The organism is Lentilactobacillus diolivorans DSM 14421 (assembly GCF_001434255.1).
Lineage (GTDB): Bacteria > Bacillota > Bacilli > Lactobacillales > Lactobacillaceae > Lentilactobacillus > Lentilactobacillus diolivorans.
The window spans coordinates 1-23,166 of record NZ_AZEY01000090.1; the positions used below are offsets into that span (position 1 = coordinate 1).

Genomic DNA, 23,166 nt, shown 5'->3' on the forward strand with positions numbered 1-23,166 from the left:
AATCTGTCATTAATAATAGATTAAATCTATTACCAACAACAGATATTGTACAGCCTAAATTGCTTGAGGCTAACTTGTATTATTGACGAAGCCTTCTAACGAAGAAAATTATTTTTTGCTACCATCCTTTTTATGTGTATCAAAACGTGTAGTATGCACGTTTTAAAAGTAAAACGATAGAAAACATTTGCCGCTTTTGTAAATAATCGATTCCAAAAAGTATTCTGGAAGTAATAGGCAAAAGATACTACCATCAATGATTACAACACTTTTGTGGATACTTAATTTGAAATTCAGGCATAAAGGGCTAACTTACCTCATTATTCAAATCAATAATTTTTTAATAAAAGCCATCAACATGTAAATAAAAAGGACATACTTGTTATTTATTTTCATAATAAAAAGAAAAATAAAGCAAATTTTAAATTGGTATAGGTAACTCTGATGGTATTGGTATATAAGAGATCTTATGATATAAAACGTTTAAAATAAGTGTTATCCGGGACATGTTCAAAAAATTCTATCTTGTGGTATATGAAATTATCTGATAAGATGTATTTAGATACAAAATATGTAAAGGGGACGTTAAATTATGAAAAATGTATTATTAATTTGTGAAAGTGGAATTTCAAGTGATTTTCTTGTTAAGTCTGCATCAAGGTTTTTAGAAACTTATCATGCATCAATCAAATTAATGTCAACGAACTTTGACAATACCGATACATACCTTGATAAAGCTATTGACTTAGTTTTGATTGCACCCCAAGCTTCATATCATGAAAAAGAATTAGAAATGATTGGTGGAAAAGCACCAGTCAAAACAATCCCAGATGATGTTTATGGTTGGGCAAACGGGGAAAAATTGGTTAAGTTCATCATGAATCAATTCAGTCTTGCTAAGGTGATCTAATGAATCTCGATGAACTTAACGAAAGTTCAATGAAGATTTTGACGTATTCTGGGAAAGCCAAAAAACTCTTAACAGGTGTGTTGGATAAATTAAGCACTAATCATCCAGATAAAGAAAGTATACATGATCAATTGTTGTCAGCAGATCATTGGCTCAAAAAAGCTCACCAAGAGCAGAATAAAGTGATTGCGAATGTTGAAACACTTCAATACTCAGTCTTGTTTACGCATGCTCAAGACACATTGATGAATACTGAAACAGTTCAATTCTTAGTTCGACGGTTTATTCCAATTTATTTTAATAAACATTAGGAATTGACACTTGATAATGAGAAGCTATAAAATTATTTTTCTCAGAAACCAGTCATGATTATGATGTCATGACTGGTTTTTGGTTCTAATCGTTATCGGTAGTTTGTTGAATTACTTTCTCATCTAGCATATAATAGTTCGTATGGTTTAAGCCTAAAGTAAGGTAATTATAAATTTAATGATCTAATCCGACTGGCTTTGGTTAAAGGGGATTAGATTTATTTTTTGGAGGGTATCACATGCAACAACAAGGTCAAAGTGACCAGGAAAGACGTGCAGATAAATCGTTCTTTGGTCAACCTCGAGGGTTGTCGACTCTGTTCTTTACAGAAATGTGGGAACGGTTTAGTTACTACGGCATGCGGGCAATTCTTATTTTCTACATGTACTTTAGCGTAACTAAAGGTGGTTTAGGATTTTCACAATCGACTGCCGCTTCGATTATGGCAATTTATGGTTCAATGGTTTATCTGACATCGGTTATTGGTGGGTTTGTAAGTGACCGAATTTGGGGTAGTCGTAAAACGGTTTTCTATGGTGGTGTTTTAATTATGTTTGGGCATATTGCCCTTTCGATGCCACTTGGAAAGATTGCATTATTTGCTTCAATTGTTTTAATTACATTGGGTACCGGGTTATTAAAACCAAACATTTCTGAAATGGTTGGTGGCTTGTATACTGAGTATGATAATCGACGTGACTCGGGTTTCACAATCTTTGTTTTCGGAATTAACTTTGGATCTTTTATCTCACCATTGTTAGTGAGTTGGTTAGGAATGAGTGTTAATTTCCATCTGGGATTCTCGTTGGCTGCGATCGGGATGTTCTTTGGATTACTTCAGTACATTCTTGGTGGGAAAAAGCATTTACCAAGTACAAGTCTTTATCCATCCGATCCACTTGAACCAGATGACGCAAAAAAATTGTCGATTCGAGTCGGATTAGGCGTTGTTGTATTTGGACTGATTCTCTTATTGCTTCATGTGATGGGATCACTAAATATCGATACATTCATCACATTATTGAGTATTATCGCTATTGCAACACCGGTCATTTACTTCGTTATTATTCTCTCAAGTAAAAAGATTTCGAGTACAGATCGATCCCGTGTGATTGCTTATATTCCATTATTTATCGCAGCTGCCGTTTTTTGGGCAATCGAAGAACAAGGATCAGTTGTATTAGCTTTATTTGCCCAAAACCAAACTGACAATAACGTGCTTGGCTTCACAATTAAAGCCGGTTGGTACCAATCATTGAATCCATTGTTCATTATGATCTATACACCACTCTTTGCATGGTTATGGATGAAGTTGGGTAAACGGCAACCTAGTTCTCCAGGTAAGTTCTCGACAGGAATGGTAATTGCTGGGCTTTCATACTTATTCATGGTAATTCCAGTTTCTTTGTTTGGTTCTTCAGCATTGGTTAGTCCTTTATGGTTATTAGGTAGTTGGGCAATCATTGAAGTTGCTGAATTATTGATTTCACCAATTGGACTTTCTGTAACGACTAAGTTAGCCCCGAAGGCATTCGAATCTCAAATGATGAGTATGTGGTTCTTGGCAGATTCAGCGGGACAAGCTGTCAATTCTCAAATTGTTAAATTCTATACTCCCGATAACGAGGTTAATTACTTTATGATTGTTGGGTTGGTAGCGATTGTGGCCGGAATTTTATTAGCTTTCTTGATTAAACCGATTAAGAAGTTAATGGAAGGCGTTAATTAATAAAATTGTTAATGAGTTAAAACAGAAATGATAAAATAATTTAGTAGTATAATTTGTGTTATCCTAGTCTGGATAGCACATTTTTTATTTGGGAGAATGGTTATGATTAAAATAGCGGCGACAAGTGATAATCATCTTGATATTAACAAGATTCCAGTTGATCAAGCCATTAAACAACAGGCACATTTTTTAAAGCAACAGCAGATAGGCTATTATTTAATTGGCGGTGATATGTTTAATGATTTCGAAAAAACTGTTGAATATGTCCAAAAATTAGCTAAACTAGTCTCGCCCACAAAGGTCCTTTTTATTGCCGGTAATCACGACATGATTAAGAATGTGACATATGAACAACTTGAAACAGGAAGTTGGCCAGGGTATCTTAACAACCGATTCGTCGATATTCCGAATTCTAACTATCGAATCATTGGATTAAATGGTTGGTATGATTATTCATTTGCGGATAATGTGAACAAAACAATAGATCAGTTTTATCAATGGAAAATGGCTTACTGGATTGACAGCCTAATTTCTCAACCTATGAGCGATGTTGAGCGGGAGGGTATAGTTATTGCCCAGCTCGATAAACAGCTTCAGATGGCTAAGAATGAGGCAAAGAAGGTTATCTTAATGACTCACTTTGTTCCAAATAGACATTTTATTCGCTATACTACCGATTTCCGTTTTTGGAATATGGCTAATGCAATGATGGGAAGCAAACGTATTGAGGATTTGATTAATCACTATCAAGTTGAGCGAGTCATCTTTGGCCATATTCATCAGCGGATTGTCCCAATTCAAGTCAAACAAACATGGTATTATAATGCGGCCGTCGGTTACCATAATCACCGGCATAACGAGTGGTCGAGCAACGACTTTATTGAAGAATGGCAAAACCAGTTAAAGATTATCCAACTTTTTTGAATAATTTGCTTGACGTGAACGCCAGAATTTTGTATTATTATATTCGTTGGTTTGGTACTGACAAACGTTTCGGAGGGGTAGCGAAGTCTGGCTAAACGCGGCGGACTGTAAATCCGCTCCTTCGGGTTCGGTGGTTCGAATCCACTCCCCTCCATTTTATTTTTGGGCTATAGCCAAGAGGTAAGGCAACGGGTTTTGATCCCGTGATGCGCTGGTTCGAACCCAGCTAGCCCAATATTATAGATATAATAGTCGTCAATAAGGTGTAAAACACTTTGTTGACGGCTTTTTTGTTACTTCTAATTTCCAATAGCATGCAATAGGCTACAAACAAGGTGCACCAGTTTATGTACCAGTTTTTGTGCATTCATTTTTCTTTAATTGTCACTGATTGTCGGTCAAATGGTAACCAAAAGTTAATCATTTTTTCGTGGCTAACCAATGATTGGTATATCTGAATGCTGGGTGTCAAATTGGTATGGTTTAAAAATGAAGCTACTCCGCTAGTTTCTCCGTAGCTTCATTTTGTTCTTGCTTCGTAGTTGTTGGGTAGATATATATCCACTGGCGTTCTATAAAGGAATCGGTCAATCGTTTTACAATTCTCGAATGGAAGTTTCTACTGGCAACAAAGGAACCGGATCAGTTGCATGCCACCCCAAGCCGTCAGAATAAATGAGAAATAAAAAATGACTATCCAACAAATAAGGATAGTCAAAAGTAAGAGCGGATCTTAAAATACGTGAATAAGCAATTGTTCGTAAGCATTAAAGAAAATAGATGACTATTGCTTTCTGAGTTCTTTGATCGTAACTGAAAAGGACTCAGGAGCTATTAAGCGTTCGCATCTCATTCCTTTATTATTAATAAGATTTAAAGAGATCAGGGATCCAACAACACTTAAATCATCGACCATAAAATTTTTATCATCTAGGAGGATGAAGTCACTTTTGGGTCTTTTTTGTCGAATCTCTTTTAAATGGTCTAAAACCACAGCAACTGTTTTTTCAGCAAATGCTTCGTGAATGTCAAAATTGTTTCTGGGCATTATATATCACCGCCTTAGAAAGATTTGTCCCAGTATACCAGAATGTTGATAATAAATTAATAGCAAAATCAAATATATAATTGATTCGGTACAAAACGTTTTTTATTCAATCTAATCGATCGTCTAGGATTGTCGCGTGACAGGGTACTCGGTGTTATCAATGCCAGATAGGTAAAACAAAGACAGCTTTTACCGCTAGGATTGGCGCTTGTTAACTAAGAAGACGATTATTGTAGTCATTAAATCATTTTTATTATGTGTCTTAGAGATATTAAGAAAAAGTTGTCATTATGTAAAATATTTCTTTTTATCGGACAACTTAAGGTTCACTTAACGCAATTTCCATACACTTAACAGGATAAAGGGTTGTTAACTGTTTTGAAAAATGAAAAGGAAGGTGAATTCTAATGATTAAATGGCTACCATACATGATTGATATTACTAGTTTGTTTATTTGGTTAAAATCGTATTCTTATCAGACGGCAAAAGCCTCGCGTTGGCAGCTCATTACAATTTTGTCGGCAGTTGCTTATATGATGATTGTAAGTTACCTGACATTGGCACCAACATCGTATGCTTTTGTTGGAAATCAGCAGGTCGCCCCGATGATCATTGGTAGCGCACCGGTTAATTTGATCCCATTTTGGAGTACGACGGCTGACTTTTATCAAAATGTTTTAATGATGATGCCAATGGGGATTTATATTCGACTTTTATTGCCAAACTTGAAATTTAAAAAGGTGATCTTAACGGGAGTTGTTATCAGTACCGGTATCGAAATGTTGCAGTTCATTCTTGATGAATGGGTTGGTCTTTCTCGCTGGGTCGATATTAATGACGTTTTAACGAATGCATTTGGTGTGGCCCTTGGTTGGTTAATCATAGTCGGTTTAGCGCATACACCGGTCAAACGTATCATTCTACCATTTGTTATCTCGTTATTCTCACGATGACCAATAAATTAAAAAATTGGTATCTCCAAAATATAATGGTTGCAATCTTTAAAAATTTCAGCTATTGTCGAATTAATAATTGGAATAGTCCGATATAAACGTGAGGAGAATAGAAATGAAAATTGGCTTTATTGGTGTTGGTGCAATGGCTCAAGCAATTATTCAAGGGCTGTTGCGGGCTTACTTTGTCCCTTCAAAAAATATTTTGGTCCATAGTGCTCGTCAAATTCATTACGAAACATATGCGAATCAGTATGGTTTAACTGCTCAATCAAGTAATTTAGAATTAACTAAAAATAGTGATCTGATTGTTTTGGCTGTGATTCCAGGAATTGCTACGGATGTGTTGGAAGAGATCCGGAGTGAATTAAATGCGCATAAAACGCTTATTTCGATTGCATCGGGGATAACTCTTAATCGATTGGAAGAACTGACTGACTATCAATTACCGATTCTACGAAGTTTACCGAACATTAATTCTGAATATGGGCAGGGGATGACTGCAATCGCAGCTAATGAGAATTTAACCGGTGATCGAAAAGATCAAGCAATTTCTGTCTTTAAAGCAACTGGAGAAGTTAGTGAATTACCCGAAAAGCAGTTTGCCGCTTTTAGTGCGATTTCTGGTAGTGCAGTGGCCTATGTAGATTTCTTTATTGATTGTCTCAGCCGTACCGGGGTTAAATATGGGTTCAGCAAAGATGTTGCGACCCAAATTGCTGCCCAAACAACTTTGGGATCTGCGAAATCACTCATGGACTCAAAAGCAACGCCGGCCGAGATGATTGATAAAGTTTGTTCACCTGGTGGTGATACGATTGCCGGGATTCTGGCAATGGAACAGGCCGGGTTCTTAAATGCGGTTGTCAAGGGCATTGATGCTACCATCGCCAAGTCAACTGGAAATCATGACGACTAGCGACGAGTGTTAAATAATGGCAAAAGTAATCATCAACAGTAAAATTTATACCGGTGTTCGGATAATCTTACACGGCTATCTGAGATTTGATTCGACAGTTATTGCCATTGGACCGATGACCGACTATCAACCACAAGCAGATGATCAGTTAATTAATGGTGAAAATCGATTAGTCGTTCCAGGGTTCATTGATGTTCACGTTCATGGCGGCTATGGAACGGATTCGATGGATAATGATCCACAGCGTATTGGTCAAATGGTGGATAAAATGGGTGCTGAGGGTGTTACGGGGATCTTTGTAACAACAATGACTCAGAGCCCGCAGAAAATTGCTTCAGCGATGAAAACAATCAATCTTGCAGCTCAAAAGAATCAAGGCATTTTAGGTATTCATCTTGAAGGACCGTTTATTTCTACTAAGTTTAACGGTGCCCAACCGATTAATGAGATTCAGCAACCTAATAAAATCGAACTTGCTAAATGGCAACAGCTTTCCGGAAATCGAATCCGACTGTTGACATATGCGCCTGAAAATATAGTTAACCTTGATTTTCAAGCTTATTGCCAACAGCATCATATTGTGATGTCAGTTGGCCATAGTGATGCAACCTTTGGCCAACTAAAAAAGGCGCGCCCAACTCATGTGACCCATTTGTTTAACGCCCAACGCGGCTTTCAGCACCGCGAGGTTGGGGTGGTTGGTTATGCCATGTTAGCTAACCAAACCCACGTTGAGTTAATCTGCGATGGTTATCACGTGAAACCCGAAGCTGTTAAGATCGCTTACAAAATAATCGGGGCTACGCGACTCGAATTGATTACGGACGCAATGGAAGCAAAGGGGATGCCTGATGGTCAATATCAGCTTGGTGAACAGCCGGTATTGGTCCACAACGGTCGGGCAGTTCTTAAAAATGGCCGGTTGGCCGGTTCAATTCTTAAATATAAAGATGCTTTTAAAAATATCATCCAGTTTACTGGTTGCACAATTGAAGATGCTGTCAGAATGAGCTCGACCAATCAAGCTAATGAATTTCACCTGAAAGGTAAGGAGTCGCTTGAGGTTGGGAACGATGCGGATTTAAATTTGTTTGACAAAGGCCTAGACCTTATGGCAACGTATAGGTATGGAAAATTATTAGATTAAGACTAAGGAGCTGGTTTCGGTGGGGTTGCCAATCTATATTCAAATTCATAATGATATCAAACGAAATATCGAGTCTGATAAGTGGAAAATTGGTGATCGAATCCCTTCGGAACGGGAATTATCCACAGAGTTTGGTGTTAGTCGAATGACATTGCGTCAAGCAATTCAGACTTTAGTTGACGAAGGGATTCTTGAACGGCGCGTTGGTTCAGGGACCTTCGTTGCAAATCAAAAAGTTCAAGAAAAAATGTCAGGCGTCACTGGTTTTACAGACCTGATGCTGGCTCAAGGCAAACAGCCCTCCAGTAAAACAATTTCATATCACACCATGGAACCTTCTTTAAGTGAAATGGAAAAATTACAGATTACGCAAGACCAATCAGTCTTACGAATGGAACGGATTCGGTATGGAGACGATGTCCCAATCTGTTTTGAGGTTGCCACTGTCCCAGAAAACATTATTGAGGGGTTGGAGAAATCTGAAGTAACCAGTTCGCTTTATCGAACATTGGAGCAGAAAAAGGATTTAAGCCTTGGAAAAGCTCAGCAAACGGTTTCGGCAATGCTGGCTTCTGAACGGATTGCTGAATATTTGGATATCAAACGTGGCGATGCAATTCTGCGGTTACGGCAGATTACTTATCTCCAAGATGGTAGGCCTTTCGAATACGTAAGAACGCAGTACGTTGGTGATCGATTTGAGTTTTACTTGGAAAAAGAATGATTAAAAATTAATTTGACGTTAATAATTAATGCAAAGACATCCTCGATAAAGCAAAAATGGGTCAGCAAGTGGTTAGACTTCAGAATATAAGCCCCCTAACTTGATATTTCCGATTTTGGAATGTTAAGTTAGGGGGCTTATATTTTGAAGTCTGCTTGTTGATCCACGTTTTTTTACTAAATGAAAAGTTCAATGAGACATTCCGGATTTGAACAGCTAGATAATCGTTGACGTGGACGGAAGTTGCCTTTTGTCCTGTGTTTTGTTCGGTAACAATCGTGTTTACACTAACAGAGACTGAGCAAAACGATTATTGTCCCGGCGACCTTTTTGCGCAACCTATTCGAATAAGCGATTGTTTTGAATTCGGCAGCAGGTTATTTTAATCGCTCCCGTGCTAAAATGAGGTGAGGATTGAACAATTTGAGGGGGAAAATGAAATGTGGCGCTTTCGTTGGATTTTAGCCAGTTTGGCAACCGTCTTGACATTAGGAATAATGTCTGTCAGTGGATCAGCTGATGTTTATAGTGGCGTTTATGGATCAATAATTTCTACTGATGCAATGCGACCAGATCGCTTAAAGGAGAATACAACAACCAGTTTTGACATTGTTCTTCGGCCTAAAAATGAATCTGAATTGTACCATCAAGCTGCAGATGTTAATGATCCAACTAAATCGGCCTTTAAAAATTATTTGACGGCTGCTGGCGTTCGCCAAAATTATGGTCAACCTGAATCGGTCACCAACGAGTGGCGTAAGTTTCTTAGGCAAAAGCATTTAGCGACCCATGTATATGATAACGGCCTGCTGATGAATGTGAGTGGGAAAGTTAAGTATATTAATAGACTATTTCGAATTAATTTGAATCAGGCAACTTATCATCCTAACCCCTTGCAGTTTGGCAAACGAAGACCCGTGATTCCCAATCGACTTGCGAAAATGGTGTGGACAATTTTAGGAATGGCAGATCATAATCAGGCTCATTTCTTTGCAAGTACTGATGTCGGACTCGATGCGCAAACCGATAATAATGCCAGCAAAATGGGCGATACGAGTCGATTTTCTAAGCGGTATCAAGTTAACCAGCTTTATCAACGTGGACTAACTGGTAAGGGGCAAACAATTGGTGTGATTACTTTTGGTGGTGCAAAGAGAAGTGATATAAATCATTTCTGGAAACATGAGGGTGCTAGGACAGATAATAGTCGTTATCTGGTTCGAAATGTTAAAGGAAGCTTGTTTGATTCATCAGCGGTTGATAATCAAAATCAAGAAGCCACCATGGATATTGAATATGCTGGTTCGGTTGCGCCGGAAGCCCGAGTTAAGATGTATCGGGTTAAAAGTGGTGTCCCAACTATCATGAACTTGGTTAATGCCTACGCAACGGCATTAGATGATAATCAAGCCAGCGCGCTTTCCTGCAGTTGGGGATTGGGGACCAATCGGTACTACCAAATTCTTAATCAAAGAAGGGTCATTTCACCGAAGTATCTTCAAGTCCTGAACCTAATATTGGCACAGGCTGCCCTCCAAGGTGTATCAAACTTTGTTGCTTCTGGTGATAATGGGGCCTTAAATTACACAGTGGTGGGAGTTTCTGGTTCACGGGTTCTCCTTGATCGCTCAACGGACGATGCTGATCCATTTGCTACCAGCCCATGGGTGACTTCAGTGGGCGGAACAACCCTTCCCTTTTCGAGTCAGTTTAAGCCTGCCGGTACAAATTTGGGTACTGTAACGGTCAATAAAGAAAGAAGTTGGGGAACTGATTACGATTGGCCGGTGCTTCAGGCCCATCCGTCATTATTTGCAAAAATGCCTGAACTTTTACCATCAATTGGGATTGGTGGTGGCGGTGGTTTTAGTCACCTTTATGCCACACCTGATTATCAAAAGGGTGTTCCTGGTATTAATACGTTTCGCGCCCGTCAGTATTTTTCACAATTAAATCAACCAATTTATAATCAACCGTTACTTTCAGGTACTGATGGCGGTCGAAATTATCCAGATGTTGCCGCAAATGCTGATCCAAATACTGGTTACATGGTTTACCAACACGCAAAAGCCGGTGATTCTTGGATTAGCAGTGGTGGAACCAGCATTGTTGCACCACAGTTTGCAGCCGTTACCGCGTTGATTAATAGCCAAGAAAATAGTACGCGGATGGGATTTTGGAATCCGCAGATTTATCAGCTGGCGGACCAATCTGATTCGCCATTCACGCCATTAAATGATTCGGATAATAATTCAAATTTGTATTATACTGGCCAATCCAATACCGTTTATAACCAAGCTAGCGGGTTAGGCACGATTAATTTTGCAAAACTGGCTGGGAGTTATCGATAGTATTTACTAAGAAAGGCCGGAATATCAAACAGGCTCACTAAACATTTTCAACTTCGGAGATGGTTAATGAGCCTGTTTGATTATGGAAAAGTACTTTTGGCCATTTTTAGTTAACCAATCAATAATCATCTTAAATGCTGATAAATCCGGCTACTTTTGATGCTGATTATTTTCTGGCTTTGTAAATGTTGCTCGCAAAAATGCGGTAAAGAACGTCATGACACCCGAAGTGACGGCAAAAATGACCCACGATGTCCAGTTGACATAACCGCCCCAGATCCTTGAGGTGATCATATACAAAATGAAGTAGAAGATGTCCATATAAATTGGCTTAGTTGAAGTCAAGCTGGAAAGATAGGCCAAAACAAAAATCCCGACCAGGCCAAACGGAAAACTTTCTGTAAATGAAGCGTGGTGTGTCAAGCCAAAGATAACGGAGATAATTGTCGCAACGATAATAAAGCTGATAAAGGCAATAAATTAGCTGTTTGCGCCTTTTCGGAATCATTGGTGATCGCCCCCTAGTTTTTCGACCGTCGCTGCTTGAGAACTCTTAGTAAATACTTGGGTAGAACCATTAACCTGGAAATTCGACTAGGCTCTTTGATGACGCGGTATAGCCACTCCAAGTGTAATTCCTGCCATGTTTCGGGGGCGCGCTTGACAGTGCCGGTTAACACATCAAAGGAACCACCAATCCCCATCCAAAGTCCCTTGGCTGTGTGTCGATTCTTCTGGATAAATTGTTCTTGTTTCGGATACCCCGTTGCAACGAAGACCATATCGGGTTGCTGGACTTGGATGTCAGCAACGATTTCCTGATCGTCTTGAAAGTAACCATCATGAGTCCCGGCAATCGTTAATTGAGGGTATTTTTCGGCAACTGTTTTTTGCAACTTTTTAATGACCTCAGGCTTTGCCCCGACAAAATAAGCAGATTTGTGATGGTGGTTTCCCCAATTTAATAAATGAGTAAATAGGTCATAGCCGGTAATTCGTTCTTCAATGGGGTGTTTCAGTATTTTGGCGCCAATAACGATGCCGATGCCGTCTGCGATAATATAATCTGCTGATTTAATTAATGCGGCGTAGTCTTGATGATCATTGGCATACATCACAATTTCAGGGTTGGCAGTGACGACAAACGTATTTTTATGATTGCTGATTCGCTCATGAATAATTTTTTCAAACTGATGCTTTGTTGTGTTAATGAAAGGGATTCCAAGAATGGTAACAAGATTTTGTGATGGTTGGTTCATGGTTATAACTCCTTAGGTAACCAGTCAGATTGGAAAAAATTTACATAATTCTGGTTAATAATTTTATAAATGTTAAAATTGAACTAACTAGATTATAACAACTTACTTGGGAGGATTTTAAATTTATTATGTCAGAAAACGATAATTTGACACTTCATACTGATTTCTATGAGATTAATATGATGGCGACATACTTTGAGAAACACATGGAGAACCGGCATGCGGTCTTTGAAGTGTTCTTTAGGAAGCTGCCGTTTGGAAACGGGTATGCGGTTTTTGCCGGCCTCGAACATGTGATTCAATACATCCAAGGACTGAACTTTTCCGACGATGATATTGCATACTTACAAAAGGTGACCGACTATCCTTCTGAGTTTTTGGAATATTTAAGAACTTTTAAATTTAAAGGAACCATTCGCTCGGCTTATGAAGGCGATTTAGTCTTTCCTAATGAGCCCATTTTACAAGTGGAAGGGACACTTTGTGAATGCCAGTTGGTTGAAACTGCGATTCTAAATATCGTTAACTACCAAACGTTGATTGCGACGAAGGCATCACGAATTAGAATTGCGGTTGGAGATGATCCATTAATGGAATTTGGAACCCGCCGTGCGCAAGAAGTTTCTGCGGCATTGTGGGGGTCTCGAGCAACAATTATTGGTGGTTTTAATGCGACCTCAAATGTGTTGGCCGGTAAAAAATTTGGAATTCCAATTAGTGGTACTCACGCTCATTCGCTGGTTGAATCGTTCGGCGATGACTATGATGCTTTTAAAGCGTACGCGCAAACGCATCATGACTGTGTCTTCTTGGTTGATACGTATAATACACTGAAAAGTGGTGTGCCAAGCGCGATCAAGGTTGCCAATGAAATGGGCGATAAGATCAACTTTGCCGGTGTGCGGCTTGATTCTGGCGACATGGCTTATCTTTCTAAACGGGTTCGGGAAGTGTTGGACGCTGCGGGTTATCCAAACACAAAAATTTATGCTTCAAATGATTTAGATGAAACAACGATTGCCAGTTTAAAAATGCAGCACGCTAAAATTGATGTTTGGGGAGTTGGAACAAAAGTAATCACGGCTTTTGATCAACCCGCATTAGGGGCTGTTTATAAAATGGTTTCGGTTGAAGACAGTAACGGCAAGATGACAGATACGATTAAGATTTCTGGAAATGCCGAAAAAGTGTCGACTCCTGGTAAAAAGCAGGTTTGGCGCATCACTGACGCACGGGATGGTAAGTCGGAGGGTGATTACGTTACTTTGTCAGACGAAGATCCTCGTAAAGAAAAATCTATTTACATGTTTCATCCAAACTATACTTACATTAACAAGACAGTTGAAAACTTTGATGCTAAGCCATTACTTCGACCTATTTATAAAAGTGGTCAACTGATCTATGACCGACCAAACCTCAAAAAAATTGCTAATTATGCCGCAAGTGAGCTCGCATCGCTATGGCCAGAGTACAAACGTGAATTAAATCCACAAAAATATCCGGTTGACCTTTCACAAAAGTGCTGGGACAATAAACGTGATATTATTGAAAAAGTTCGAAACTATGTCCAACAAATAAATTATTAATCAAGGGATGATTGCAGATGCGGGCAAAGCAACAGGAAATTATTAATGCATTAAAAGTACAGCCGGTGATTGATCCAAAGGCTGAAATCAGAAGAAGTATTGACTTTTTGAAAGCTTATTTAAAAAAGTATCCTTTTTTAAAAACACTTGTTTTGGGAATCTCTGGTGGTCAGGATTCAACCCTTGCCGGAAAACTTTCGCAACTGGCAATTTCTGAATTACGCGATGAAACTGGCGACACTGATTATCAATTTATTGCTGTTCGGCTTCCTTATGGCGTCCAAGCAGATGAGTCGGATGCTTTGGCAGCAATTGACTACATGAAAGCTGACAAAGTAGTTCGGGTTGACATTAAACCAGCCGTTGATGCTGCCGTTGACTCGGTTGAAACTAACGGGATTCAAATTAGTGATTTTAATAAGGGAAATATTAAGGCCCGTCAGCGGATGATTGCGCAGTATGCCATTGCTGGCGGAGAAAAGGGCGCCGTTGTTGGGACCGATCACGCCGCGGAGGCCGTCACTGGCTTTTACACTAAGTTTGGCGATGGTGCCGCCGATATTACCCCACTTTGGCGCTTGGATAAACGTCAGGGCAAGCAACTATTGAATGAGTTGGGTGCACCGGAGCATCTTTACAAAAAAGTGCCAACTGCAGATTTGGAAGATAACCGACCAGCTTTGCCCGATGAAGTTGCCCTAGGCGTTACTTATCAAGATATTGACGATTATCTGGAAGGTAAAGTCGTTTCTCAGCAGGCCGCTGAAACAATTGAAGGCTGGTATATCAAGACTGAGCATAAACGGCATACGCCAATTAACGTTTACGATACATTTTGGAAGTAGTTTATCAGTGACTTTTCATGATTGATTAGGTATAATTATTTGTAAATAAAGGGAGTAACCAGCAATATCTTTTTGCGATTATCTCGTCAACGTGAAATACTCGTATTTCCGGGATAAATCTTAAATGGTGAGACTTATGAATCTTTTTGCGAGGATTCATGGGTCTTTTTCTTTTCTAAGGAGGAAGTAAATGGCAGAAAAAAACAAACTTTTTTACCAACGTTCAGTTGAAGATGTGATGGCTCAAATGAAATCACAGGCAAACGGATTAACGGCTCAAGAAGTTCTTGATCGCCAAAATCAGTTTGGTTTAAATAAACTGCAAGGGAAGCGACGGACAACTCTACTTGAAAAGTTTATTGGTCAGTTTAAAGATTTAATGATCATCATTTTGATTGTCGCGGCGATTATTGCCGGAATTGCCGGTGAACATATCGATGCCATTATCATCATTGCGGTGGTTATTTTAAATGCGATTTTTGGTGTTTTTCAAGAATCTAAGGCTGAGAGTGCTATTGATTCTTTAAAACAAATGTCAGCGCCAATGGCAACTGTTTTGAGAAACGGCGAATCACTTTCGGTTAAGAGTGATCAAATTGTTCCTGGTGACATTGTCCTATTGGAAGCTGGCGATATTGTTCCGGCAGATATCCGATTAACAGAGGCTAATTCATTAAAAATTGAAGAAGCGGCTTTAACTGGTGAATCGGTTCCGGTGAATAAACAGGTGGCCACCATTGCTGATGATGATTTGCCCCTGGGTGACCGGAAAAATTTGGGCTTTATGAACAGTAACGTAACATCTGGTCGTGGTGTTGGCGTTGTAATTGGAACCGGAATGAACACCGAGGTTGGTAAAATCGCCCATATGCTTAATACCACTGAAGAATCGGTAACCCCATTACAAGAAAACTTGAAACAATTAGCCAAAATGCTGACCATTTTGATTTTGATTATTTCGGTAATTGTCTTTGGTGTTGGGATGTGGCGGGGGCAGGAAAATGTCCTTGATATGTTATTAACTGCTATTTCGTTGGCGGTGGCAGCGATTCCAGAAGGCCTGCCGGCAATTGTAACCGTAACCTTGGCAATTGGAACGCAGCAAATGGCTAAGCATCGGGCGTTAATCAGGAAATTACCCGCGGTTGAAACCCTTGGCAGTACTGACATTATTGCTTCAGATAAAACCGGGACCTTAACGCAAAATAAGATGACCGTTGAAAAGGTTTTCCTAAACGAGCAATTAACTGATTCCAGTGAGACTAAATTAACGTTAGAAAACAGACTTGCTCAAATCATGGTATTGAATAATGACACCAAGTTTCAAGAAGGTCAATTGGGTGGTGATCCAACTGAAACTGCGTTAATTTCGTTTTATTTGAATCAGGATCAGCCGGTTCAACAATTTATTTCTAAACATGAACGGCTGGCTGAAATTCCGTTTGATTCGGAACGAAAGTTGATGTCAACGTATAATCAATTTGCAGATGATCAAATCATGATGACGATGAAAGGGGCACCGGATCAATTATTGGAACGAGTGACCCAAATCCAAGATGGTGATCAAATCCGCCAGTTTACCGATGCTGATCGTCAATTAATCAGTGAAACCAATCATCAGTTAGCAACTCAAGCATTACGGGTATTGGCATTTGCTTATCGATTTGTTGACAAAGTGCCTACTGAGTTGACAAGTGATGCCCAGGAACATGATATGACCTTTGTGGGCTTAATCGGAATGATTGATCCTGAGCGCCCAGAAGTTGCCCAAGCGGTTGCAGAAGCCAAATCTGCCGGGATTAAATCAATTATGATTACCGGTGATCATCAAGACACCGCTCAGGCTATCGCAAAACGATTGGGTATTCTTGACCGCGGTGACACATCAAAGGATACTGCCGGAAAGGTAATGAACGGCGCTCAATTGGATGAGATGTCTGATTCTCAATTCGAGAAGCAGGTTGGTGACATTTCTGTTTATGCCCGAGTTGCTCCCGAACATAAGGTTCGAATTGTAAAAGCCTGGCAGAAAAAGGGTAAAGTGGTTGCGATGACTGGCGATGGGGTTAATGATGCCCCAGCATTGAAGACTGCCGACATTGGTGTTGGAATGGGAATCACCGGAACTGAGGTTTCCAAGGAAGCCAGCGATATGGTTTTAGCAGATGATAATTTTGCAACAATCGTAACCGCTGTTCGAGCCGGTAGAAAAGTCTTTGCTAATATTCAAAAGTCACTTCAATATTTGCTTTCAGCTAATTTGGGTGAAGTATTAACCCTGTTTGTGATGACGATGATGGGTTGGGAAATCCTGGCACCAGTTCAAATTCTCTGGATTAATTTAGTTACCGATACATTTCCAGCGATTGCTTTAGGCGTTGAGCCAGCTGAACCGGGGATCATGAAACGTCAACCTCGAGGCCGTTCTTCAAACTTTCTTTCTGGTGGGATTATGAGCAACATTCTTTATCAGGGATTCTTTGAAGGTGCCATCACCTTAAGCGTCTATGCGTTTGCAATCTTGAACCCGGTTCATGGGACAGATGCCTTGATTCACGCCGATGCCTTAACAATGGCCTATGCAACGTTGGGCTTAATTCAACTCTTTCACGCCTTTAACTCCAAGACAATTCATCAATCAATCTTTAGAGTCGGCCTCTTCAAAAACAAATTTTTCAATTGGGCATTGCTTGGGTCAACCCTATTGTTGATTTTGACGATTGTCATTCCTGGGTTTAATCAGATGTTCCATGTGACTAAGTTGGTGCCATCGCAATGGTTGGTCGTTGTTCTTGGCGGCTTTATGATCGTTGTTGTCTCAGAAGTAGTAAAATATGTTCAGCGGCACTTTTTTGATAAACAATAATTTGGATAGAGGGAATTAATTTGAAACCACAAGATATGAGAAGATATGCCAAGATTGTTTCTGATGTCATTGATTCAACGTCAAAGAATGGTGAAGATTTAAATGGCGATTATGAAACGTTAAGAAAGGCAATTGATACTGACACCATTGCCGATTTAACATCTGAGAGATTAGCAGAGATTAAAGCCCATTTTCAATCTGGAACTGATAAGTATCAGGAAAACGTTAATCAGCTTCAACAGGCACCCGTCCCTGTTAAACTACTTGGTCGGCATAAATTGTTGGTTCGAGACTATCAGGATTATGCTAATGCGTGTCAAGCAATGACCAATAGTCTTGAACCCGATCAAGTGACGATTGACGTTGATAAATTCAACCAATCAGAAAAGGATCAGGAAAGTAGTATTGCTAAAGTCTCAAACGTAACAACAAGAATTATGTCAACAATGTGAGTGGGACAATAGTCGTTTGCCCAGTCTCTGTTAGTGTAAACACGATTATTACCAAGTAAAAACGCGGGACAAAAGGCAACTTCCGGCCGTGTAACCGAATTATCCAAATGTTCAAGTTCAGAATATTCGGATAGTCCGATTACACTCTGGAAGTTAAGCGCCTTTTGTCCCGCTCTGACTTCCTTTTACTTTCCACTTCTACAGAGCACTTAATTAAAGATATTGGACTATGCCAAAATTAAACGTTAAAATGTGATCGTTTTTTGGCTCAACCTGCCGTCCCTGGAGAGGGGCATGATATAATTAACGTTAATATCAATTAATAAAAGGTGGAACAAATGGACGAGACATTAACAAAACAGATTCAGCATGATTTACCAAAACTGCGTGCCAAACAAATTTCTGAAACTTTAAAAATGCTTGATGAAGGTGACACGGTTCCCTTTATCGCACGTTACAGAAAAGAACGAACCGCCAATCTTGATGAAGTTGAGATTCGCGATATTCAAGCGGCTGCTCATCGGATTCAGACCTTGGATAAGCGAAAAACGGAGGTTCTGAAGATAATTGATGAGCAAAAAGCCTTAAGCCCACAATTGAAAAAGCAGATTGAGGCGGCAACGGTTTTACAGCAAGTTGAAGACCTTTATTTACCTTACAAACAAAAACGACGAACTAAGGCGACAATCGCCAAGGAAAAGGGGTTGCTTCCTCTTGCAAAAGCTGTTTTGGCGTTTGATTCGCATTTGGACCAATTAGTTGAGTCAGCAGTCAACCCTGACAAAGAACTGCCTGACAAGCAGTCGGTCTATGACGGCATTCACGAAATCTTGGCTGAGGAGATTGGTGATCGAGCTGAGTTTCGAAAATGGGTTCGTCAAAACACAAATCAATATGGTCAAATTGAAACGAAGGTTAAAAAAAGCGGTAAAGAACTTGATGAAGCCGGTACTTACCAGCAATACTATGAGTTTTCGCAACCCGTTCGCTCAATTCCGTCATTCAGAACTCTGGCAATTAATCGTGGTGAAAAAGAGGGCGTTTTAAGTGTCAAAGTAACGGTCAATGAAACACCGATTAAATGGCATCTTCAGGCAACTTTGGTGTTGAAGCATACCGGCTTGGCGGCTGATATCATTAAAGACGCGGCTGATGATGCTTATCAACGATTTATTGGCCCGGCAATTGAACGCGAAATTCGTAAAGAATTAAGTCAGATTGCGGCCGACCACGCGATTGATATTTTTGGGAAAAATTTATATAATCTTTTGATGCAGGCCCCGCTAAAAGGCAAAATTGTCATGGGATTTGACCCGGCATATCGAACTGGCTGCAAGCTGGCGGTGGTAGATCGAAATGGAAAGTATTTAGATAAAACGGTCATTTATCCGCATAAACCTGCCAGTGAGGCTAAACGAAAAGCGGCTAAGGGATTATTTATCGATTTTATCAACCGAAATCACGTTGAAATGATTGCGATTGGTAATGGGACTGCCAGTCGGGAATCCGAACAGTTTGTTTCTGACGCGATTAAAGAAATTAAGACACCAATTTATTATGTAATTGTCAATGAAGCAGGGGCATCGGTATACTCTGCCAGTAAAGTCGCTCGTGAGGAGTTTCCTGACTTCAGCGTTGAACAACGATCGGCCGTTAGTATTGCTCGCAGAATCCAAGATCCATTATCAGAATTAGTTAAAATTGATCCACAATCAATTGGTGTCGGCCAGTACCAGCATGATGTTCCCCAAAAACAATTACGAGATCAGTTGGATCAAGTAGTTGAAACAGCGGTTAACCGCGTCGGCGTTAATTTGAACACTGCAAGTCCTGATTTACTTGTTCATATTTCGGGACTAACGAAGTCGACGGCTAATAACATTGTGACCTATCGGAATGAATCAGGGGCATTTGAGAGTCGTTCTCAATTAAAAAAGGTGCCTCGGCTTGGTCCTAAGGCGTTTGAACAGTCAGTTGGGTTCCTACGAATTATTGGTGGAACTAATCCGCTTGATAATACTGATATTCATCCAGAAAGTTATGGGGCTGCAAAACAACTTTTGGCACAGTCCGAATTAACAATTACGGATCTTGGAAAAAGCGTTGTGAGTGAAAAGTTATCAACAATTAAAGTTGATCAGGCGGCACAACAATTCGATGTTGGCAAAGAAGCCTTAAGGGACATCATTAAGGGGCTTGAGACACCCGGCCGCGATCTTCGTGATCAAATGCCCGCACCTCTGTTGCGCAAGGATGTTTTAACAATGGCTGATTTAAAGCCGGGAATGAAATTGCAGGGGACTATTCGAAATGTCGTTGATTTTGGTGTCTTTGTTGATATCGGAGTCAAACAGGATGGTTTAGTTCATATTTCAAAAATGAGCAGTCATTTTATTAAAGATCCAAGTAAGGCGGCTTCAGTTGGCGACATTGTGACGGTTTGGATTGATTCGGTAGACACTGATCGGCATCGAATTCAACTAACGATGGTTGATCCAACGGCTTAGACGGGTTAACTATCGGTCTGGCATGGTTCATTTGCTGCTCTGACTGGATGAACTGAAGATGTTGAAGTCATTGATTATAGGAGATCTTTAGAAAGTTGACAGATAAACAATTACAAAAGTTGGTTGAACAAGTTTCGTTAACATTTTTTGCCAAACCTTTTTTACATCATGCTTATTTTAATCGCCGGCTCAAAACAACAGGTGGACGTTATCATCTTGAGAGCCATGACATTGATATCAATCCCAAAATGGATGAGATAGATACCGGGACTAACCATGATATTCTGGTCGGAATTATTAAACACGAGTTATGTCACTATCATCTTCATTTAGCCGGTTTTAGTGGCAAGCATAATACACCCGAATTTAAACAATTATTAAAAGCGGTTGGTGGATCGAGATACGCGCCAAATACAACAATTCGTTCTCAACCGATAAAATATCTTTATCGCTGTAATCGGTGTGGTTTGGAGTATCATAGAAAGCGAAGAATTGACGTGTCAAAATATGTTTGTGGTCGGTGTCGAGGAAAATTACAGTTAGTGACAAATTATCGAATGGCCAATTGACCGCTAGGGAGGAGTTTTTACATGGCAAAGATTATTATTCGGGTCCCGGCCACTTCGGCAAATTTGGGTTCCGGAGTCGATTCAATCGGGATTGCACTGCATCTTTACTACACTGTGATTGTTGAGGAAAAAACAGATCAATGGAAGGTTAACCATGCATTGGGAAGTGATATTCCAACTGATGAAAAAAACTTAATTGTCCAAACAATTTTAAAAGTAGATGCAAACATTCATCCACATCAGTTAACAGTCATTTCCGATGTCCCAATTGCTCATGGGTTAGGATCCAGCACAACGGCTGTAGTAGCTGGAATTAAGATTGCCAACGCACTTGGTGATCTCGGATTATCGATTGATGATCAGCTTAATTTAGGGGCCAAATTTGAGGGCCATCCTGAGAATATCGCAGCTGCATTATTAGGAGATTTGGTTGTTTCGACTTTTGATGGCGAAAAAGCAATTGCAACCAAATTAGCTTTACCGGATGTTCGGGCATTAATGTACATTCGTCCTGATGGGATTAGTGAGGCGCAAAGTCGTAAAAAGCTACCTAAGAAGATTGACTATCCAACGGCTGTTTATGCCAGCAGTAAGGCTAATGTCTTTATTGCCTTGGTCAGTCAAGGAAAATGGGATCAGGCACTGCCTTTGGTTGAGGATGACCAACTTCATGAGCCTTATCGTAAGGATTTGGTTCCAGAGATCGACACGATTCGTCAAGCAGCCCATAAATTAGGAATCTACGGGACTTATCTGAGTGGTGCCGGCCCAACAATTGCCACCTTGGGTGAAAGTTCAGCATTAACACAGTTGAGGATAGAATTAGAAAAAGAAAATTTAAATGGTAGTTTACGGTTGTTACAAATTGATAAAGATGGCGCGACTGTCCGCGGAGAATAAATTTAAAAAATTGATTGTCAACGCTTCGAATTTCTGCTATAATTTTATCTGTTGATGCGGCCATGGCGGAATTGGCAGACGCGCAAGATTAAGGATCTTGTCGGGAATTATCCCGGTGGAAGTTCGAATCTTCTTGGCCGCATTGTTAAAGTTCGAGTCACTATCATTTTGGTAGTGGTCCGGACTTTTTTATTGTATAAAAACGTCTGTAAAGGAAACGGGTATTAACAGGAATCGCTTTCTACTGGTAAGATAAAAGTACATTAAATAATCGAAAACTTTATTAGGGACGCATTTATTTATTGCGGAGAAAAATTTGGGTTGAGTTAATCATGTTGAGTGAAATGTTGTTCATCAGTGAAACAAGTGGTCTGATCATAAAAAACTAAGCGGATGGGGGAGTTTAAGGCATGCATAATTTTATTTTTGATGTGGATGGGACCTTAATTGATTCGGAAAAAATGTACCTGCTACCGTTACACAAAACGTTGCTTGAGAATGGTTATGATATTCAGTATGAAAGTTTAAAGAAGGTTTTTGGGATTACAGCAGTTGATTCTTTAAAAATTCTTGGGGTGAAAAACGTTCAGAAAGTTTTGAAAGAATGGTTTAGTAAAATTCAGGACTATAAAAAATATGCGACCGTTTACGATGGCATTTATGATACCTTAGAGGGTCTTCATCAGGATAAAAATAATCGGTTGGCGATTGCAACTTCCAAGATTGAATCGGAGTTTCATCGAGATGTTGCTCGATTTGGATTAGATAAGTATTTTAATGCCTATGTTTTTTCTAATGAGATTAAGCATGGTAAACCGGCACCTGACATGGTTTACAAGGGAATCGAAAAGCTTCATGCTGATCCTAAGCAAACCATTTATATTGGTGATACGATTTATGACTTACAAGCTGCTCATGCAGCCAAAGTGGCATTTGGATTAGCGGGCTGGCGAACAAAAAAGAGTGATGAATTTAAAGAAGCCGAGTACTATTTGGTTCAACCGTCAGATTTATTAGATATTAATGATTAATCAGTGTTTTAAGGAAATGGAATTCATACCGGTGATAAGCAATGGATATCCGTCGCGACACTTATGTGATATATTTATCATGACTGTTTAACAAATTTTAATGTGTTTTGTTACCAATAACACTAGAGGAGACA

At 39.7% G+C, this 23,166-nt stretch carries 20 protein-coding genes and 3 tRNA genes; 20 read left to right on the plus strand and 3 right to left on the minus strand.

All coding sequences use genetic code 11. From position 1 onward, the window contains the following. Positions 1 to 592: 592 nt before the first annotated feature. The 6 genes from FC85_RS09565 (at position 593) to FC85_RS09590 (ending at position 4,110) form a co-directional block, all read left to right on the plus strand. Positions 593 to 910, plus strand: a complete 318-nt coding sequence (locus FC85_RS09565) for a PTS sugar transporter subunit IIB (protein ID WP_057865312.1) — start codon at positions 593 to 595, stop codon at positions 908 to 910. Next, positions 910 to 1,221 (plus strand): PTS sugar transporter subunit IIA, encoded by a 312-nt coding sequence (locus FC85_RS09570; protein ID WP_057865313.1) that lies wholly within the window; start codon positions 910 to 912, stop codon positions 1,219 to 1,221. The genes FC85_RS09565 and FC85_RS09570 overlap by 1 nt, the downstream gene beginning before the upstream one ends. 239 nt (positions 1,222 to 1,460) lie before the next feature. Further along, complete coding sequence (locus FC85_RS09575; protein WP_057865314.1) at positions 1,461 to 2,951, plus strand: peptide MFS transporter; 1,491 nt, start codon at positions 1,461 to 1,463, stop codon at positions 2,949 to 2,951. A gap of 102 nt (positions 2,952 to 3,053) precedes the next feature. Continuing rightward, positions 3,054 to 3,875, plus strand: coding sequence for a metallophosphoesterase (locus FC85_RS09580; RefSeq protein WP_057865315.1), 822 nt, complete (start codon positions 3,054 to 3,056; stop codon positions 3,873 to 3,875). 71 nt (positions 3,876 to 3,946) lie between these two features. After that, positions 3,947 to 4,029 (plus strand) — tRNA-Tyr (locus FC85_RS09585). Between the two features lie 9 nt (positions 4,030 to 4,038). Further along, positions 4,039 to 4,110, plus strand: a tRNA-Gln gene (locus tag FC85_RS09590). Between the two features lie 549 nt (positions 4,111 to 4,659). Here the strand turns inward: FC85_RS09590 and FC85_RS09595 are convergent. Then, positions 4,660 to 4,923, minus strand: a complete 264-nt coding sequence (locus tag FC85_RS09595) for a hypothetical protein (protein WP_057865316.1) — start codon at positions 4,921 to 4,923, stop codon at positions 4,660 to 4,662. Between the two features lie 407 nt (positions 4,924 to 5,330). Here FC85_RS09595 and FC85_RS09600 point away from each other — a divergent pair, with 407 nt between their 5' ends. From FC85_RS09600 to FC85_RS09620, 5 genes are all read left to right on the plus strand, one after another. Continuing rightward, positions 5,331 to 5,876 carry a VanZ family protein gene (locus FC85_RS09600; RefSeq protein WP_057865317.1) on the plus strand — a complete coding sequence of 182 codons (546 nt, stop codon included), beginning with the start codon at positions 5,331 to 5,333 and terminating at the stop codon, positions 5,874 to 5,876. A gap of 115 nt (positions 5,877 to 5,991) precedes the next feature. Next, complete coding sequence (gene proC / locus FC85_RS09605) at positions 5,992 to 6,795, plus strand: pyrroline-5-carboxylate reductase (protein WP_057865318.1); 804 nt, start codon at positions 5,992 to 5,994, stop codon at positions 6,793 to 6,795. Between the two features lie 16 nt (positions 6,796 to 6,811). Continuing rightward, positions 6,812 to 7,942, plus strand: a complete 1,131-nt coding sequence (nagA, locus tag FC85_RS09610; RefSeq protein ID WP_057865319.1) for an N-acetylglucosamine-6-phosphate deacetylase — start codon at positions 6,812 to 6,814, stop codon at positions 7,940 to 7,942. 19 nt (positions 7,943 to 7,961) lie between these two features. Further along, positions 7,962 to 8,666 (plus strand): GntR family transcriptional regulator, encoded by a 705-nt coding sequence (locus FC85_RS09615; RefSeq protein ID WP_057865320.1) that lies wholly within the window; start codon positions 7,962 to 7,964, stop codon positions 8,664 to 8,666. A gap of 440 nt (positions 8,667 to 9,106) precedes the next feature. After that, on the plus strand, positions 9,107 to 11,017 hold the full coding sequence (locus tag FC85_RS09620; RefSeq protein ID WP_057865321.1) for a S53 family peptidase: 1,911 nt from the start codon (positions 9,107 to 9,109) through the stop codon (positions 11,015 to 11,017). A gap of 150 nt (positions 11,018 to 11,167) precedes the next feature. Here the strand turns inward: FC85_RS09620 and FC85_RS09625 are convergent, their stop codons facing one another. Beyond that, on the minus strand, positions 11,168 to 11,440 hold the full coding sequence (locus FC85_RS09625) for a hypothetical protein (protein ID WP_147008614.1): 273 nt from the start codon (positions 11,438 to 11,440) through the stop codon (positions 11,168 to 11,170). Positions 11,441 to 11,538: 98 nt separating this feature from the next. Then, positions 11,539 to 12,276: a WecB/TagA/CpsF family glycosyltransferase gene (locus FC85_RS09630; protein ID WP_057865323.1), complete on the minus strand. Its 738-nt coding sequence runs from the start codon at positions 12,274 to 12,276 to the stop codon at positions 11,539 to 11,541. A gap of 128 nt (positions 12,277 to 12,404) precedes the next feature. Here FC85_RS09630 and FC85_RS09635 point away from each other — a divergent pair, with 128 nt between their 5' ends. The 9 genes from FC85_RS09635 to FC85_RS09675 all read left to right on the plus strand — a co-directional run bounded on the left by FC85_RS09635 (position 12,405) and on the right by FC85_RS09675 (position 23,032). Continuing rightward, the gene (locus tag FC85_RS09635; RefSeq protein ID WP_057865324.1) at positions 12,405 to 13,862 is read left to right on the plus strand and encodes a nicotinate phosphoribosyltransferase; all 1,458 of its coding nucleotides are present in this window, start codon (positions 12,405 to 12,407) and stop codon (positions 13,860 to 13,862) included. Positions 13,863 to 13,879: 17 nt separating this feature from the next. Beyond that, complete coding sequence (gene nadE / locus FC85_RS09640) at positions 13,880 to 14,707, plus strand: ammonia-dependent NAD(+) synthetase (RefSeq protein WP_057865325.1); 828 nt, start codon at positions 13,880 to 13,882, stop codon at positions 14,705 to 14,707. A 190-nt stretch (positions 14,708 to 14,897) separates the two neighbouring features. Beyond that, the gene (locus FC85_RS09645) at positions 14,898 to 17,573 is read left to right on the plus strand and encodes a calcium-translocating P-type ATPase, PMCA-type (RefSeq protein ID WP_057865326.1); all 2,676 of its coding nucleotides are present in this window, start codon (positions 14,898 to 14,900) and stop codon (positions 17,571 to 17,573) included. A gap of 20 nt (positions 17,574 to 17,593) precedes the next feature. Beyond that, positions 17,594 to 18,025 (plus strand): BAR domain-containing protein, encoded by a 432-nt coding sequence (locus FC85_RS09650; protein ID WP_057865327.1) that lies wholly within the window; start codon positions 17,594 to 17,596, stop codon positions 18,023 to 18,025. A 338-nt stretch (positions 18,026 to 18,363) separates the two neighbouring features. After that, the gene (locus tag FC85_RS09655) at positions 18,364 to 20,532 is read left to right on the plus strand and encodes a Tex family protein (RefSeq protein ID WP_057865328.1); all 2,169 of its coding nucleotides are present in this window, start codon (positions 18,364 to 18,366) and stop codon (positions 20,530 to 20,532) included. Between the two features lie 95 nt (positions 20,533 to 20,627). Next, a complete protein-coding gene (locus FC85_RS09660; protein ID WP_057865329.1) occupies positions 20,628 to 21,101 on the plus strand; it encodes a SprT family protein in 474 nt (157 codons plus the stop codon). Positions 21,102 to 21,122: 21 nt separating this feature from the next. Then, positions 21,123 to 22,001, plus strand: a complete 879-nt coding sequence (thrB, locus tag FC85_RS09665; protein WP_057865330.1) for a homoserine kinase — start codon at positions 21,123 to 21,125, stop codon at positions 21,999 to 22,001. Positions 22,002 to 22,057: 56 nt separating this feature from the next. Then, positions 22,058 to 22,143 (plus strand) — tRNA-Leu (locus FC85_RS09670). A 268-nt stretch (positions 22,144 to 22,411) separates the two neighbouring features. After that, a complete protein-coding gene (locus tag FC85_RS09675) occupies positions 22,412 to 23,032 on the plus strand; it encodes an HAD family hydrolase (RefSeq protein ID WP_057865331.1) in 621 nt (206 codons plus the stop codon). The last annotated feature ends 134 nt before the right edge of the window (positions 23,033 to 23,166 follow it).